Annotated in this window: 11 protein-coding genes and 1 pseudogene; 7 read left to right on the top strand and 5 right to left on the bottom strand. The window is 72.2% G+C overall.

Annotated features, from left to right (window positions below; genetic code table 11):
- The first annotated feature begins 83 nt into the window (after positions 1-83).
- The 5 genes from ACEZHJ_RS16915 to ACEZHJ_RS16895 are packed head-to-tail and all read left to right on the top strand — an operon-like array spanning position 84 to position 5,971.
- The gene (locus ACEZHJ_RS16915; RefSeq protein WP_163141648.1) at positions 84-1,250 is read left to right on the top strand and encodes a glycosyltransferase; all 1,167 of its coding nucleotides are present in this window, start codon (positions 84-86) and stop codon (positions 1,248-1,250) included.
- A complete protein-coding gene (locus ACEZHJ_RS16910) occupies positions 1,247-2,365 on the top strand; it encodes a glycosyltransferase (RefSeq protein WP_163141645.1) in 1,119 nt (372 codons plus the stop codon). Before ACEZHJ_RS16915 ends, ACEZHJ_RS16910 begins: the two co-directional genes overlap by 4 nt.
- A complete protein-coding gene (gene asnB, locus ACEZHJ_RS16905; RefSeq protein WP_375036727.1) occupies positions 2,365-4,185 on the top strand; it encodes an asparagine synthase (glutamine-hydrolyzing) in 1,821 nt (606 codons plus the stop codon). The genes ACEZHJ_RS16910 and asnB overlap by 1 nt, the downstream gene beginning before the upstream one ends.
- Entirely contained in the window at positions 4,182-5,303 is a 1,122-nt protein-coding gene (locus tag ACEZHJ_RS16900) for a glycosyltransferase (protein ID WP_259200034.1), read from the top strand. Before asnB ends, ACEZHJ_RS16900 begins: the two co-directional genes overlap by 4 nt.
- Positions 5,303-5,971, top strand: coding sequence for a sulfotransferase family 2 domain-containing protein (locus tag ACEZHJ_RS16895; protein ID WP_018716598.1), 669 nt, complete (start codon positions 5,303-5,305; stop codon positions 5,969-5,971). The genes ACEZHJ_RS16900 and ACEZHJ_RS16895 overlap by 1 nt, the downstream gene beginning before the upstream one ends.
- 21 nt (positions 5,972-5,992) lie before the next feature.
- Here the strand turns inward: ACEZHJ_RS16895 and ACEZHJ_RS16890 are convergent, their stop codons facing one another.
- The 5 genes from ACEZHJ_RS16890 to ACEZHJ_RS16870 form a co-directional block, all read right to left on the bottom strand.
- On the bottom strand, positions 5,993-6,910 hold the full coding sequence (locus tag ACEZHJ_RS16890; protein WP_163139638.1) for a lysophospholipid acyltransferase family protein: 918 nt from the start codon (positions 6,908-6,910) through the stop codon (positions 5,993-5,995).
- Between the two features lie 31 nt (positions 6,911-6,941).
- Positions 6,942-7,196 (bottom strand): zinc-finger domain-containing protein, encoded by a 255-nt coding sequence (locus ACEZHJ_RS16885; RefSeq protein ID WP_163139639.1) that lies wholly within the window; start codon positions 7,194-7,196, stop codon positions 6,942-6,944.
- A gap of 22 nt (positions 7,197-7,218) precedes the next feature.
- A complete protein-coding gene (locus ACEZHJ_RS16880; protein WP_163139641.1) occupies positions 7,219-8,142 on the bottom strand; it encodes a branched-chain amino acid transaminase in 924 nt (307 codons plus the stop codon).
- A gap of 21 nt (positions 8,143-8,163) precedes the next feature.
- Positions 8,164-11,091, bottom strand: coding sequence for a bifunctional [glutamate--ammonia ligase]-adenylyl-L-tyrosine phosphorylase/[glutamate--ammonia-ligase] adenylyltransferase (gene glnE / locus ACEZHJ_RS16875; protein WP_371807606.1), 2,928 nt, complete (start codon positions 11,089-11,091; stop codon positions 8,164-8,166).
- A 100-nt stretch (positions 11,092-11,191) separates the two neighbouring features.
- A complete protein-coding gene (locus ACEZHJ_RS16870) occupies positions 11,192-12,376 on the bottom strand; it encodes an acetyl-CoA C-acyltransferase family protein (RefSeq protein WP_163139643.1) in 1,185 nt (394 codons plus the stop codon).
- Between the two features lie 343 nt (positions 12,377-12,719).
- On the opposite strand from ACEZHJ_RS16870, the pseudogene icd reads away from it, so the two are divergent.
- Together icd and ACEZHJ_RS16860 are read left to right on the top strand one after the other, a co-directional pair.
- Positions 12,720-13,958: pseudogene (gene icd, locus ACEZHJ_RS16865) on the top strand (isocitrate dehydrogenase (NADP(+))); the annotation flags it as partial.
- Positions 13,956-14,477, top strand: coding sequence for a CBS domain-containing protein (locus ACEZHJ_RS16860; RefSeq protein ID WP_310504214.1), 522 nt, complete (start codon positions 13,956-13,958; stop codon positions 14,475-14,477). The pseudogene icd and the gene ACEZHJ_RS16860, both read left to right, overlap by 3 nt.
- Positions 14,478-14,577: the final 100 nt, after the last annotated feature.

The raw sequence follows: 14,577 nt of genomic DNA, 5'->3' as shown, positions 1-14,577 counted from the left end.
TGAGGTCCAAGGGATCAGGTATGCTCGACAACGCGTCGCGCGGATCGAAGTTTATCCCCGGTGCCTCAGGACTGTCCAAGCCGATGGATCCCGGGGTTGAAGAAGTGCGCGCGGACGCACCGGCGCGGCAGCCGGGGGAGGGCGCGTGCGCCGGACGACTCGCGATCCTGATCACCGACCAGGGCGACGGCGGTGTCGAGCGCATGCTGGTGCACACCGCCAACGCGCTTGCGGCACGGGGCGTTGCGGTGCACCTGCTGGTGGCGGACCGGGATCAGCGTTTCCTCGACCGCTGCGATGACACTGTTGCGCTGAGCGAGCTGGAGGCCGGCTCGTCCGTGGACGCGGTGCGCCGTTTCCTGGAGCACGAGCGCCCGGCCGTGCTCATCAGTGCCAAGCTCCGTGACGACCGCATCGCCGCGGACGCGCGGGATGCCGCCGGGAGCGGCACCCGGGTGTTCTTCCGGGTGGGCAATCCGCTGGTGCACCGGCTGCGCCAGGGCCGCGCGAATCCGTTGCGCCGCTGGCGCCGGCGGCGGCAGATGGCGCGGCTGTACCGCCGGGCCGACGGGGTCATCGCCGTGTCCGGCGGGATCGCCGACGATCTCGTGGACGGACTCGGCGTGCCGCGCTCGCGTATCCGCGTGCTCCCCAACCCCACCATCACTGCCGCGGTCCACGACGAGGCCCGTGAGGCCGTGGTCCATCCGTGGTTCCAGGGCGACGGGCCGCCGGTGATCCTCGCCATCGGCGGGCTGCGCCGGCAGAAGAACTTCGCCTCGCTGGTGCGCGCCTTCGCCAGGGTGCGTGGTGAGCGCGCCGCCCGGCTGGTGATACTCGGCGACGGCCGTCAGCGCGAGCGCCTGCTGGCGCTCGCGCGTCGCCTGGACGTGGCCGGGGACGTGGACCTGCCGGGCTGGCAGCCGAACCCCTATGCCTTCATGGCGCGGGCGGCGGTGTTCGTCTCCTGCTCGCGCTGGGAGGGCTCGCCGAACGTGCTGGTGGAGGCGGCCGCGCTGGGGGTGCCGCTGGTCGCCGCGGACTGCATCAGCGGCCCCCGGGAAATCCTCGAGGGCGGACGCCTCGGGCACCTCGTCCCGGTGGACGACGCCCCGGCGCTGGCCGCGGCCATCGACGCGGCGCTGCGCGAGCCGGCGCCGGCGGAGATGACCCGGCGGGCTGCCGAACCCTACCAGGCCGACAACAGCGCGCAGGCGTACATTGACGCCCTGCCCCTATACCGCCGATGACCGACCTCGCGATCTTCCTGGCCACCTCGGGTCACAGCGGCGTCGACCGCGTCGCCCGCAACCTTCTGCCCGGTCTCGTGGGGCTCGGGGTCGACTGCGACCTGATCACCATCCGTGGCCACGGTCCGTACCTGCCGGAGGGCGGCGACTACGAGCGGGTGGGCCGTGTCGTGCTTCCCGCGCGCCACGTGGACACCGCCCTGCCCGGGCTGGTGCGCTACCTCCGCCGCGAGCGGCCCGCGGTGCTGATGACCGACAAGTACCGGGTCAACCGCATGGCGCTGCTCGCCCGTGCCATCGCCCGGGTGCCCACCCGGCTCGCGCTGCGTATCGGCACCACCGTGTCCGTGGACCTCGCCAGCCGGGGTTCCTGGACGCGCTGGGTCGAGCGCTGGAGCCTGCGTCACCTCTACCCGCGGGCGGACTACGTCCTGATGCCCTCCCGGCAGGCCGCCGCGGACCTGGAGGCGCTGGCCGGCTGGCCGGAGGGGCGGGTGCGGGTGGTGCCGAGCCCGGTGGTGGATCCGGCCCGTTTCGACGTCCCCGCACCGCCCGATCACCCCTGGTTCGCCCCCGGCGGCCCCCCGGTGATCCTGGGGGCGGGGGAGCTCTCCGGGCGCAAGGACCATGCGACCCTGCTGCGCGCCTTTGCCCGGCTGCGCCGCGGGCGTGACGCGCGCCTGGTGATCCTCGGCCGCGGCCGCCAACACGATCGTCTGCTCGCGCTCGCCCGGGAGCTCGGTGTCGAGGCGGACGTGGACCTGCCCGGTTTCGTTGACGAGCCGGTGCGCTACATGGCCCACGCCGCGGCCTTCGCCCTCACCTCGCGCTGGGAGGGGGCACCGGTGGTACTCATCGAGGCCCTGGCGAGCGGTACGCCGGTGGTGAGCACCGACTGCCCCAGCGGCCCGCGGGAGGTCCTCGACGGGGGCCGCGTGGCGCCCCTCGTGCCCATGGGCGACGACGCGGCCCTGGCGGACGCGCTGGCGGGGGTGCTGGATACGCCGCCGGACCCGGCGGCGCTGCGCGAGGCGGTCGCCGCCTACGGAATCCGGCGCAGTGCCCGCGGTTATCTGGCCGCGATGGACCTCCTTGCTCCCGGGGAGGACGGCTGATGTGCGGGATCGCCGGTGTCAGTCTCGACGCCCCGGTGCCGGAGGAGCGCATCGCCGCTGCCGTGGCGAGGCTCGGCCACCGCGGCCCCGACGACCGCGGCGTCTGGCGCGAGGGCAACGTCGCGCTCGGGCACACGCGGCTGTCCATCATCGATCTCGCCGGCGGTCACCAGCCCCTGGTCACCGCCGACGGCGCTCTGGTGCTGATCGCCAACGGCGAGATCTACAACCACGTGGAGCTGCGCGCCGAGCTCGAGCGCGCCGGCTGCGCGTTCCGCACGCACTCGGACTGCGAGGTCCTGCTGCACGCCTACCGCGTCTACGGCGACGACTTCCTCGAGCACGTGAGCGGGATGTTCGCCTTCGCCCTCTACGACGTCCCCCGCCGGCGGCTGCTGCTCGCCCGGGACCACCTCGGGCAGAAGCCGCTGTTCGTCGCCGCCGGTGCCGACGGCGTGCGCTTCGCCTCCGAGATCAAGGCGTTGCTGCCGCTGCTGCCGGCACGCCCGTCGGTGCGCGCGGTGGGGCTCGCGCGCTACCTCCAGCACCAGTACGCCGCCGGGCGCGAGACCATCCTGGAGGGGGTCGAGCGGGTCCTGCCGGGGGAGGTGATGGAGGTGGTCGACGGCCGGGTCCGCGGCCGGCGCCGCTACTGGGACGCCAGCGCCGTGGAGCCGTGGGAGACGGACTTCGAGTCGGCCAGCACCGCCTTCGACGAGCTCTTCGACCGGGTGATGCGCCAGCACCAGCGCTCGGACGTGCCCTTCGGCCTGTTCCTCTCCGGCGGGGTGGATTCCGCCACCCTGCTCGGGGCGCTCTCGCGCCTGCGCGACGAGCCGCTGCACACCTATTCCGTCGGCTTCGAGGCCCCGGACATGGTCGACGAGCTGCCCCTGGCGGCGCAGGTGGCCCGGCGCAACGCGAGCCGGCATCACCCCTTCGCGCCGGACGGCGCCGCACTGCTGGCGCGCCTGCCGCGCACGATCTGGGCGGCGGATGAGCTGATGCGCGATTTCGCCAGCCTCCCGACCCTCTATCTCGCCGAGCAGGCGCAGCGCGACCTCAAGGTCGTGTTCTCCGGCGAGGGCGGCGACGAGGCCTTCGCCGGCTACGGGCGTTACCGGGTCAACCCGCTGGAGCGGCGGCTCAAGGCCGTGGCCGCGCCGGGCAGCGGCGGCTTCCGCACCGGCGGCCTGCTGCGCGGGCGCACGCGCCGGCGGCTGGCCGGCGACGCCCTCGCCGGGGCCATGTGCCACACCCGGGAGCCGTTTGTCGAGGCCTGGGCATCGACGCCGCGGGGCTGGTCGGATCTGCAGCGGATGCAGTACGTGGACCTCACCACCGCGCTGCCGGACAACCTCCTGGTCAAGGCGGACCGCATGCTCATGGCCAGCGGCGTCGAGGGCCGGCTGCCGTTCGTCGACCACCGCATCGTCGCCTTCGGGCTGTCGCTGCCCGACCGGCTCAAGGTCGCGGACGGCCAGGGCAAGCACTTTCTCAAGCGCTGGGCCGAGCGCCTGGTGCCGCGGGAGCTGCTGTACGCGCCCAAGCGCGGCTTCCACGTGCCCGTGCGCGGCTGGTTCGGTGACCACCTTGCCTGGCTGGAGCGCGTGCTGCCGGCCCATCCGGCGGTGCGCGAGTGGTTCCGCCCGGAGGGCGTGGCCTGGCTGCTGCGCCGGGATGCCGCCCGGGGCCGGCTCAGCGCGCCGGCCTTCGCCATCGTCCAGTTCGCGCTCTGGCACCGTATCGTGCTGGAGGGGGACGGCGCCGACCCGGGCAGCGACGCGGATCCCTTCCGGCTGCTGGAGGGCCGGGCATGAGCGGCGCGCCGCGGATCGCCGTGTTCCTGGCCTTCTCCGGCAAGGGCGGGGTGGAGCGCATGGTCGTGCGCCTGCTCGCCGGGCTGTTGGACCGGGGCTACGCGGTGGACCTGGTGGCGGTGCGCGCCGACCGGCTGCCCGGTCCGCTGCCGGCGGGGGTGCGGCTGGTGGACACCGGCCACCGCCACAGCCAGATGGCGGTGCTGGCGCTCGCGCGCTACCTGCGCCGGGAGCGCCCGGTGGCGCTGCTCGCCGCCAAGGACCGTGCCATCCGCACCGCCATCGTCGCCCGCGGGCTGGCCAGGGTGCCGGTGCACCTCGCCGGGCGCCTCGGCACCAACCTCTCCGCCGCCCTCGCCGGACGGGGCCGGCTGGGGCGGTGGCTGCGCTATGCGCCCATGCGGGCGCTCTACCATCGCGTGGACCGGGTGGTCGCGGTCTCCGAGGGCGTGGCCGAGGACACCCGGCGCATCGCCGGACTCGCCCCCGGGCGCGTGTGCGTGGTGCGCAACCCGGTGGTCTCGCCGGATCTCGCCGAGCAGGCACGCGCCGAGCCGGACCACCCGTGGCTGCGCGAGCCCGGCCCGCCGGTGATCCTCGGTGCCGGGCGGCTGACCCGGCAGAAGGACTTCCCGACGCTGCTGCGCGCGTTCGCGCGGCTGCGTGCCGGGCGCCCGGCGCGGCTGGTGATCCTCGGCGACGGTGGCCAGCGCGGGGCGCTGGAGGCGCAGGCGGCCGAGCTCGGCGTCGCCGACGACCTGGCCCTGCCGGGGCACGTGGCCAACCCCTACGCCTGGATGGCACGGGCCTCGCTGTTCGTGCTGTCCTCGGCCTGGGAGGGCTCGCCCAACGTGCTCACCGAGGCGGTGGCGCTGGGCACGCCGGTGGTGGCCACGGACTGCCCCAGCGGACCCCGGGAGCTGCTCGCGGACGGGCGCTTCGGGCCGCTGGTGGCGGTGGGCGACGACATCGCCATGGCGGCGGCCATGGCGGCGGTCCTGGACGCCCCCCTGCCGCCGGAGACGCTCCGGGGCGCGGCGGCGGGGTATACACTGGAGGCCAGCGCGGCGGGCTACCTGCGGGCGCTGGGCCTGGACGAACGAGCCGGAACCCCCTGATGCTGATTTCCTACCGTCACCGATTCCTGTTCGTGCACATCGCCAAGACCGGCGGCACGAGCATCCGCACGGCCCTGCGTCCGTACCGCTGGGGCTGGCCGTACACGCCGGTGCTCGCTGCGGCGAGCCTGATCAGCCAGATGACCCGGCCGAAGCACGCGCTGGGCATCAAGTTCCCGCGCCATGCCAAGGCGATCGCCGCCTACGAGATGCTGCCCCGCGAGCTCTACGAGGGGCTGTTCAAGTTCGCCGTGGTGCGCAATCCCTGGGATCTGCAGGTGAGCTCGTTCCACCACCTCAGGCGCGAGCACCCGCAGCGCACCGCGCACCTGGATACCTTCGAGACGTTCATCCGTGCCAAGCTCGACCCGGAACGGGCCTACGATTACCTGCTGGACATCTCCCAGGAGCGCCAGTGGGAGTACGTGTGCGATTTCCACGGCCGGCAGATCGTGGATTTCGTCGCCCGCTACGAGCGTCTCTCCGAGGACTTCGCCCACGTGTGCGAGCGCATCGGCATCGAGGCGCCGGCGCTGCCGCACCGCCGCCGCGCGGGTGACCGCGGGACCTATCAGGATTACTACACGCCCGAGACCCGGGCGCTGGTGGCCCGTCACTACGCCGAGGACATCGAGCGCTTCGGCTACCGCTTCGGCGACGGGGACTGAAGCGGGGCGCGTCCCGCCGGGTCAGCGCTCCACCAGCCAGCGACCGCGGTCGGCGAAGCGCTTGTACGGATTGCGCACGCCCTCGGGCTGGCGGGAGAAGCGGCGGTAGCTCCACAGGTACTGCTCCGGCTGCTCGCGGATCGCCGCCTCGATGGTGTGGTTGAGCGCGGTCGCGGCGGTGGCCGGGTCCGGGTCGGCGACCGCCGGGTCGGCGCGGCGCCAGTGCACGCGGAAGCCCCGGCCGGCGGGCAGGCGCTCGGCCCAGCCGATCACCACCGGGGCGCCGCTGCGTTCGGCGATGCGGCCGAACAGGGTCATGGTCTTGGCCGGCTGGCCGAAGAACGGGACGTGCACGCCCTCGCCGGGGGGCTGCTGGTCCGGCAGGATGCCCACGCCCTCGCCGTCGCGCAGCGCCCGCAGCAGGGCGCGCACGCCGCCGGCGCGGGCGGGGTGGAAGTGCGCCCCGGTGCGCGAGCGCGCCGCCACCAGCAGCGACTCCAGCCACGCCTGGCGCGGCGGCCGGTACAGGGCGTGGAGCGGGGTGCGCTGTGCGACCCACGCCTGAAGCAGCTCCCAGGCGCCGAGGTGGGGCGCGATGATGAGTACGCCGCGGCCCTCGGACAGGGCCTCCGTGAACACCGCCTCGCCGTCCACCTCCCGGATCAGCGCCAGGGTCTCCGTCACCGGCCGGTGCCAGATCGCCCCGAGCTCGAGCAGGTTGCACGCCGAGGACTGCAGCGCGCGGCGGGCGAGCGTGCGCTTCGCCGCCGGCGGCAGCGCGGGGAAGCACAGCTCCACGTTCACGCGCACGATGCGCCGGACGTCGTTGGGGAAGCCGTCCGCGAGCGTGCCCACGGCCCGGCCGGCGCCGTGGAGCAGGCGCAGGGGCAGGCGGGCGGTCAGCCGGAGCAGACCATCTACGAGGCGGGCGCGCAGCACGATGGAGAGGCGGGGGCGGTGACCGGCGGGCTCACTCCCGCCGGTGCTGCTCGAGGATGCGCGGGTCGTCCGGGTGGAAGTCCTTCACCACGTACTCGGCGCCGCAGTAGGGGCACTTCCCCTCGCCGGTCTTGTGCAGGGGGATGAAGACCTTGGGGTGGGAGTTCCACAGGTACATCCCGGGCATGGGGCAGGACACCGGCAGGTCGTCCACCGTCACCTCGTAGCGGTGCGCGGCGTTCGGCTGGATCAGGTCCTGGCGGTCGTGAGTCTGGGGATCAGGCACGTCGTATCCTCCCGAGCGATGTTCAGGCTACCGGGGTCAGCCATTCGGGGTGGGCGTCCCGGCGGCCCTCCACCTGGTCGAAGAATCGTTTCTGCAGGTCCGCGGTCACCGGCCCGCGGCGGCCCTCGCCGAGCACCCGGCCGTCGAGCTCGCGGATGGGGGTGACCTCGGCGGCGGTCCCGGTGAAGAATGCCTCGTCGCAGACGTAGACCTCGTCGCGGGTGATCCGCCGTTCGCGCACCTCGTAGCCCGCCTCGTCGGCGAGCTGCATGACCGCGTCGCGGGTGACGCCGGCGAGCGCGGAGGTGAGCTCCGGGGTGTGGATCACCCCGTCGCGCACCATGAAGAAGTTCTCCCCGGAGCCCTCGGCGACGAAGCCGTCCACGTCGAGCAGCAGCGCCTCGTCGTAGCCGGCGGCCACGGCCTCCTGTAGCGCCATCATCGAGTTGATGTAGTTGCCGTTCGCCTTGGCGCGGCACATGGCCACGTTGACGTGGTGGCGCGAGAACGACGAGGTCTTGATGCGGATGCCGCGCTCGATGGCCTCGGCGCCGAGATAGGCGCCCCAGTGCCAGGCGGCGATCATCACGTGCGTGGACAGCCCGTCGGCGCGCAGGCCCATGCCCTCGGAGCCCAGGAACGCCATTGGCCGGAGGTAGGCGCTCTCCAGGCCGTTCTCGCGTACCGTCTCGATGCAGGCCCGGTTGATGGTGTCCGCGTCGAAGGGCATCGGCAGGCCGAGGATCTTGGCGGAGTCCATGAAACGCCGGGTGTGCTCGAACAGCCGGAAGATCGCCGGGCCGTGAACCGTGTTGTAGGCGCGGACACCCTCGAAGACGCCGAAGCCGTAGTGGAGCGTGTGGGTGAGGACGTGGACCCTGGCGTCGCGCCAGGGCACGAACTCGCCGTCGATCCAGATCACGCCGTCCCGGTCCGCCATGCTCATGCGCGGCACTCCTTACACGCTCTATGTGGTCTCGCCCGGTTCCGGGGTATGCGCCGCGCCCATGATCCGCGACCACAGCGCCGTGACCGCTTCGCGCTGCGTCCGGAAGCGCTCGGCGGGAACCCGGGCGGGCAGCTCCTGGAGCGTCAGCCGATGGATCTCCGCGCGGAATACCCGGTAGGCCTCGGCCAGGGTCTCCGCGTCGTCCTCGCCGACGAGACCGTCGTCGCGGGAGAGCTCGCCGAGCAGGCGGATATTGTCCGTGAATCGCAGCAGGCCGGGGTTGTCATGGGCTCCGGCAAGGACCCCATATTGGACCATAAATTCGATATCCGCGATACCGCCACGGTCGTTCTTGAGGTCGAAGACGTCCTCGTCGCCGGAGGCCTTGGCACGGCGCATGCGCTCGCGCATGGCGGCGACCTCGCCGCGCAGTGCCTCGGGGTCGCGCGGGCGGGTGAGGATCTCGCGGCGCAGCGCCTCGATGCGCTTGCCGAGGTCAGTGTCTCCGGCGACCACCCGGGCGCGCACCAGGGCCTGGTGCTCCCAGGTCCAGGCGTTGTCGCGCTGGTAGGTGGCGAAGGCGTCGAGGCTGGTGGCGAGCAGCCCCGACTTGCCACTGGGGCGCAGCCGCGTGTCCACCTCGTAGAGGATGCCGCCGGGGGTGGTGGTGGCCAGGATGTGAATGATGCGCTGGGCGAGGCGGGCGAAGAATACCGCGTTCTCCACGCTCTTCTCGCCGTCGGTGTGCAGCGCCTCGCCGCGGGCGTCGTTGACGAACACCAGGTCCAGGTCCGAGCCGTAGCCGAGCTCGATGCCGCCGAGCTTGCCGTAGGCGAGCACCGCGAAGCCCTGGCGCACGTGCTCGCCGTCCACCAAGCCGGTGGGCTCACCGAAACGGCGGCTGACGTGGTACCAGGCGACGCGCAGGACCTCCTCGACCACCACCTCGGCGATGTCGGTGAGGTAGTCGCTGACCACCATGATCGGGATCGCCTCGGCGAGGTCCGCGGCGGCCACGCGCAGGACGTTGGCCTGGCGGAAGTGGCGCAGCTCCTCCATCTGGCGCTCGAGGTCGTCGTCGTCGACCCGGGCCATGCGTGCGGCGAGCTCCCCGGCCAGGGCCTCGCGGCGCAGCGGCGTGTACAGCGTGCGCGGGTCGAGGAGCTCGTCGAGGAGCACCGGGTGGCGTGCGAGCAGCCGCGCGATCCAGGGGCTGGCGCTGCATAGCTGCACGAGCTGGGACAGCGCCATCGGGTTCTCGCTGAGCAGCGCCAGGTAGACGGTGCGCCGGGCCACCGTCTCCAGCAGCGAGAGCACCCGCTCCAGGGTGGCGTCCGGGCCGGGCTGGCCGGAGACGGCCTGCAGCAGCATGGGCATGAGCCGGTCGAGCCGGCCCCGGCCGCGGGCCGAGAGCGAGCGTGCGGTGTGGCCCTCGCGCAGGGCGGCGATGCGCTCGCGGCCGCGCGAGGGGTGGGCGAAGCCGGCGTCGTGGAGGAACTCGTCGGTCTCGTCGTCGTCGAGGGTGGCGTTCCAGACGTCGCCGAAGTCGGTGGCCCCGGCATCGGCCTCGCCGGCCTCCTGGGGGGCGACGAAGACCTGGTCGAAGTGGGCCTGCACCCGGGCGCGCCAGCCCTCCAGCGCGGCGGTGAAGGTGTCGTAATCCGGGTAGCCCATGGCGAGGGCGAGCCGGGCGCCGTCCAGGGGATCGTCCGGAAGCTGGTGGGTCTGGCTGTCGTACATCGCCTGCAGCCGGTTCTCGCTGCGGCGCAGGAAGGCATAGCCCTCGGCGAGCTCGTCGCGGGTGTGCGCGGGGATCTGGTCGTGCTCGGCGAGTCGCGAGAGCATCTCCAGCAGCGAGCGCCCCTGCAGGGCCGGCTCCTGGCCGCCGCGGATGAGCTGGAAGGCCTGGACGATGAACTCGATCTCGCGGATGCCGCCGCGGCCGAGCTTGATGTTGTCCGCCATGCCCCGGCGCCGGACCTCGCGGTCGACCAGGGCCTTCATCTCGCGCAGGTTCTCGAAGGCGCCGTAGTCGAGGTAGCGGCGATAGACGAACGGCCTCAGGGCCGCGAGCAGGGTCGCCCCGCGCTCGTAGTCACCGCCGACGATCCGCGCCTTGATCATGGCGTAGCGTTCCCACTCCCGGCCCTGGTTCTGGTAGTAGAGCTCGAGGGCGTTGAAGCTGCTTGCCAGCGGGCCGGAGCTGCCGAAGGGGCGCAGGCGCATGTCCACCCGGAAGGCCTGGCCGTCCGGTGTCTGCCGGTCCAGCGCGGCGATCAGCTCCTGGCCGAGGCGGTTGAAGAACTCCTCGTTCGCCCGCGGGCGCCGGCCGTCGGTCTCGCCCGCTTCGGGGAAGGCGAAGATCAGGTCGATATCCGAGGAGAAGTTGAGCTCGCCGCCGCCGAGCTTGCCCATGCCGATCACGCTCATCCGCAGGGCCTCGCCGTCGGCGTTGCGCGGCACGCCCCAGAGCGCGCAGCGACGCTCGTAGAGGTGGGCGAGGGTACGGTCGATGCAGGCCTCGGCGAGGCCGGAGAGCTCGCCGAGGGTCTCCTCCAGGGGTGCGATGCCGGCGAGGTCCCGCCAGGCGATACGCGCCATCTCCACGTCGCGGAAGCGGCGCAGGGCGCGCTGCAGCGCCTCCGCGCCGTCGGCGTCCGCGATGGCGCCGTCGAGGCGTTCGCGGTAGGTATCGAGGGTGCGCGCCTCCGCGAGCGGGGCCGGGGCTGTCAGCGCGGCAAGCGTCTCGGGGCGCTGGATGCAGACCCGGGCCACGAAGGGGCTGGTCGCCCAGACCAGGGGCAGCGAGGCCTGGACCCGGGCGTCGTCCGGCGCGCCGCGTTCGGCGAGCAGGGTCTCCAGCGGCTCCGCGACCCCGTCCCGGAGGGCCTCGGGCAGGGCGTCGAAGGCGTCGCGCAGGGGCTTGGGGGCGTTGTCCATGCTCATGGGCGGAGCCTACTACAGGTGGTGCCCGCGTCGGCATATCCCCGGGGCAAGGGCCGGGTGCCGGTCCGTGCCCCGGGGCGCGACGGAGTCTCCGGGACGGTCAGTCCAGGTGCTCGAACAGCGCGGCTATGCCCTGGCCGCCGCCGATGCACATGGTCACCACGGCATAGCGCCCACAGATGCGCTCCAGCTCGTGGATCGCCTTGACCGTGAGGATGGCCCCTGTGGCGCCGATGGGGTGGCCAAGGGAGATGCCGCTGCCGTTGGGGTTCACCCGTGCCGGGTCCAGCCCGAGGTCGCGCACCACCGCGAGGGCCTGCGCGGCGAAGGCCTCGTTGATCTCCCAGGTGTCCACGTCGCCGGTGGCCACGCCGGTGCGCTCGAGGAGCTGGCGCACGGCGGGGACCGGGCCGATGCCCATGTACCTGGGGTCCACGGCGGCCACGGTGCCGGCGACCAGCCGCGCCCGCGGTTTCAGGCCCTGGCGCTCGGCGGCCTCGCGGGAGGCGAGCACCACCGCGGCGGCGCCGTCGTTGAGTGTCGAGGCGTTGCCGGCGGTGACGGTGCCGCCGTCGCGCTTGAACACGGGCTTCATCGCGGCCATGCGCTCGGTGTCGATGTCCCGGCGCGGGCCCTCGTCGGTGTCCACGGTGACCGTGCCCTTGCGCCCGCGGATCTCCACCGGAAGGATCTGCTCGCGGAAGTGGCCGGCGTCGATGGCGGCCGCCGCGCGGCGGTGGCTCTCCGTGGCGAGGGCATCCTGGTCCTCGCGGGATATCCCCCACTTCTCGGCGACGTTCTCGGCGGTGATGCCCATGTGGCACTTGTCGAACGGGTCGGTCAGCGCGCCGACCATGGCGTCGAGCATCTGCCCGTCGCCCATGCGCTGACCCCAGCGGCCGCTCGGCAGCCAGTAGGGGGCGCGGCTCATGGCGTCGCCGCCGCCGGCGACGGTGCAGTCGGCATCGCCGGTGCGGATGTAGTCCGCGGCGGTGAGGATGGCCTGCAGGCCGCTGCCGCACAGGCGGTTGAGGGTGAGCGCCGGCGTGGTCACGGGCAGGCCGCCGTTCACGGAGGCGACCCGGGCGAGGTACATGTCCCGCGGCTCGGTGTGGATGACATTGCCGAAGACCGTATGCCCCACCGCCTCCGGCGAGACGCCGGCACGGGCGACCGACTCGCGCACCACCGAGGCGGCGAGCTCGCCGAGGGGGACGTCCTTGAGTGCACCGCCGTAACTGCCGACGGGGGTGCGGACACCGCTGACAACGACTACGTCCTGCATGACGGGGACTCCCTGAGCTGTTCTGTGTGGGGTGAGGCCGGCGGGGCGCGTTCACCGGCGGCGCTGCACCGCACCAACCGTGAATGCACTCCAACGCCCATCATCGTGATTCTACGCATCAAAATCAGCAATTTCTTGAACGGAGGGGGCTGGTCGGCGAAAATGGCGCGCTTCGAGAGCGCGGAATCCGGGCGCGCCCGGCCGACCCCGATCGGGGGGGACAACCCCGGCGGTATCGGCTGTCGGGCCGCCTTCGATGCAACCGGACCACGATGGGCGGGCGCATGCCCCCGGGCAAAGGCCAGAAGCCGGCGCCGCCCCAATGTCTCTAGGGAGGTTATTCATGACCCAGCACATCCAGTATCCGGAATCGGGTGAAAAGATAAAGGTCGTCGACGGCAAGATCTCCGTGCCGGACAACCCGGTTCTCGGTTACGTCGAGGGGGACGGCATCGGCCCGGACATCACCCGCGCGAGCATGCGTATCTGGGACGCCGCGGTCGAGCAGGCCTACAACGGTCAGCGCCGGATCCACTGGGCCGAGCTCTACATGGGTGAAAAGGCTGCCGGCCTTTACGACGGCGACTACTTCCCCGAGGAGACCCAGGCCGCGCTCCAGGACCTCATCGTCTCCATCAAGGGCCCGCTGACCACGCCGGTCGGGGGCGGTTTCCGCTCGCTCAACGTGGCCCTGCGCCAGAAGCTCGACCTCTACGCCTGCGTGCGCCCGGTGCGGCATTATGATGGCGTGCCCTCGCCGCTGCGCAAGCCCGAGGACGTGGACGTGGTCGTCTTCCGCGAGAACACCGAGGACGTCTACGCCGGCATCGAGTACCAGTCCGGCAGCGAGGAGAACAGGAAGGTCGCGAAGTTCCTCAAGGAGGAAATGGGCGAGACCTTCTTCGACGACGCCGGCCTCGGCGTCAAGCCGATCAGCCCCTTCGGTTCCAAGCGCCTGGTGCGCAAGGCCATCCAGTACGCCGTCGACAACAACCGTGAGAGCGTGACCCTTGTCCACAAGGGCAACATCATGAAGTTCACGGAGGGCGCCTTCCGCCAGTGGGGCTACGAGGTCGCCAAGGAGGAGTTCGGCGACGTCACCATCACCGAGGAGGAGCTCTACTCCACCTACGGCGGCAAACGCCCCGAGGGCAAGATCGTCATCAAGGACCGCATCGCCGACATCATCTTTCAGCTGATGCTGCTGCGGCCCAACGAGTTCGACGTGCTCGCCACCATGAACCTCAACGGCGACTACCTCTCCGACGCCATCGCCGCGGAGGTCGGCGGCGTTGGTATCGCGCCGGGGGCGAACATGTCCGACCACGTGGCCGTGTTCGAGGCCACCCACGGCACCGCGCCGAAGTACGCCAACCAGGACAAGGTCAACCCGGGCTCGCTGCTGTTCTCCGGCGTGATGATGCTCGACTACCTCGGCTGGACCGAGGCGGCGGACCTAATCCGCGCGGCCTATCAGAAGGTGGTCACCACCGGCATCGTGACCTACGACTTCGCCCGCCAGATCGAGGGCGCGACCGAGGTCAAGACCAGCCAGTTCGCCGACGCGATCATCGAGCAGATGCAGGGCCGCATCGACCTCGCCAAGTACCAGCAGGAGCGCGAGGAGGCCATCGAGCACGACCGCAAGGTCCGCGAGCTGCGCCGCGTGGCCTCGCCGCTGGAGGAGATGATCGCCTCCGGGCGTACGCCGCAGAGCGTGCGCGAGATGATGAACCCGGAGCCGGTCTCCGTGGCCGCGGCCACCTCCGTGGAGGACGCCATGCACCTGATGCGTGAGCGCCACATCAGCTCGGTGATCTGCGAGCCGGGGGACGACGGTGCCTGGGGCATCATGACCCAGCGCGACGTCCTCTCGCGCATCATCTCCGCCGGCCGCCGTCCGTCGGACGCCCGGGTCAGCGAGGTGGCCTCCAAGCCGCTGGTCACCGTGCCGGGGGATATGGGCCTGCAGGAGTGTGCGGAGAAGATGAGCAAGGAGAACATCCGTCGCGTGGTCGTGGTGGAGAACGAGCGCCCGGTGGGCATCATCTCCGACACGGACATCTTCGCCGCCGTCGAGCAGTTCGGCCTGCCGGAGTAGGCCCCCACCGCCCCTGGCGGTACCGAACGCCCGGGTGCCGCGTGCGCCCGGGCGTTTCTGTGTGTGGCCCCGTGAGCCTGCCGGCGGCGACGCCGGTCCG

This window comes from Arhodomonas sp. KWT2 (assembly GCF_041949875.1).
GTDB lineage: Bacteria > Pseudomonadota > Gammaproteobacteria > Nitrococcales > Nitrococcaceae > Arhodomonas > Arhodomonas aquaeolei.
Note: the sequence above shows the minus strand (reverse complement) of the source record. Positions and strands in the feature narration are given on the sequence as shown.

What these genes read in the sequence shown, in the direction of transcription:
- ACEZHJ_RS16915 (WP_163141648.1), top strand. Translation starts at nt 84, where the DNA reads ATGGATCCCGGGGTTGAAGAAGTGCGCGCGGACGCACCGGCGCGGCAG.
- ACEZHJ_RS16910 (WP_163141645.1), top strand. Translation starts at nt 1,247, where the DNA reads ATGACCGACCTCGCGATCTTCCTGGCCACCTCGGGTCACAGCGGCGTC.
- asnB (WP_375036727.1), top strand. Translation starts at nt 2,365, where the DNA reads ATGTGCGGGATCGCCGGTGTCAGTCTCGACGCCCCGGTGCCGGAGGAG.
- ACEZHJ_RS16900 (WP_259200034.1), top strand. Translation starts at nt 4,182, where the DNA reads ATGAGCGGCGCGCCGCGGATCGCCGTGTTCCTGGCCTTCTCCGGCAAG.
- ACEZHJ_RS16895 (WP_018716598.1), top strand. Translation starts at nt 5,303, where the DNA reads ATGCTGATTTCCTACCGTCACCGATTCCTGTTCGTGCACATCGCCAAG.
- ACEZHJ_RS16880 (WP_163139641.1), bottom strand. Translation starts at nt 8,142, where the DNA reads ATGAGCATGGCGGACCGGGACGGCGTGATCTGGATCGACGGCGAGTTC.
- glnE (WP_371807606.1), bottom strand. Translation starts at nt 11,091, where the DNA reads ATGAGCATGGACAACGCCCCCAAGCCCCTGCGCGACGCCTTCGACGCC.
- ACEZHJ_RS16870 (WP_163139643.1), bottom strand. Translation starts at nt 12,376, where the DNA reads ATGCAGGACGTAGTCGTTGTCAGCGGTGTCCGCACCCCCGTCGGCAGT.
- ACEZHJ_RS16860 (WP_310504214.1), top strand. Translation starts at nt 13,956, where the DNA reads ATGCAGGGCCGCATCGACCTCGCCAAGTACCAGCAGGAGCGCGAGGAG.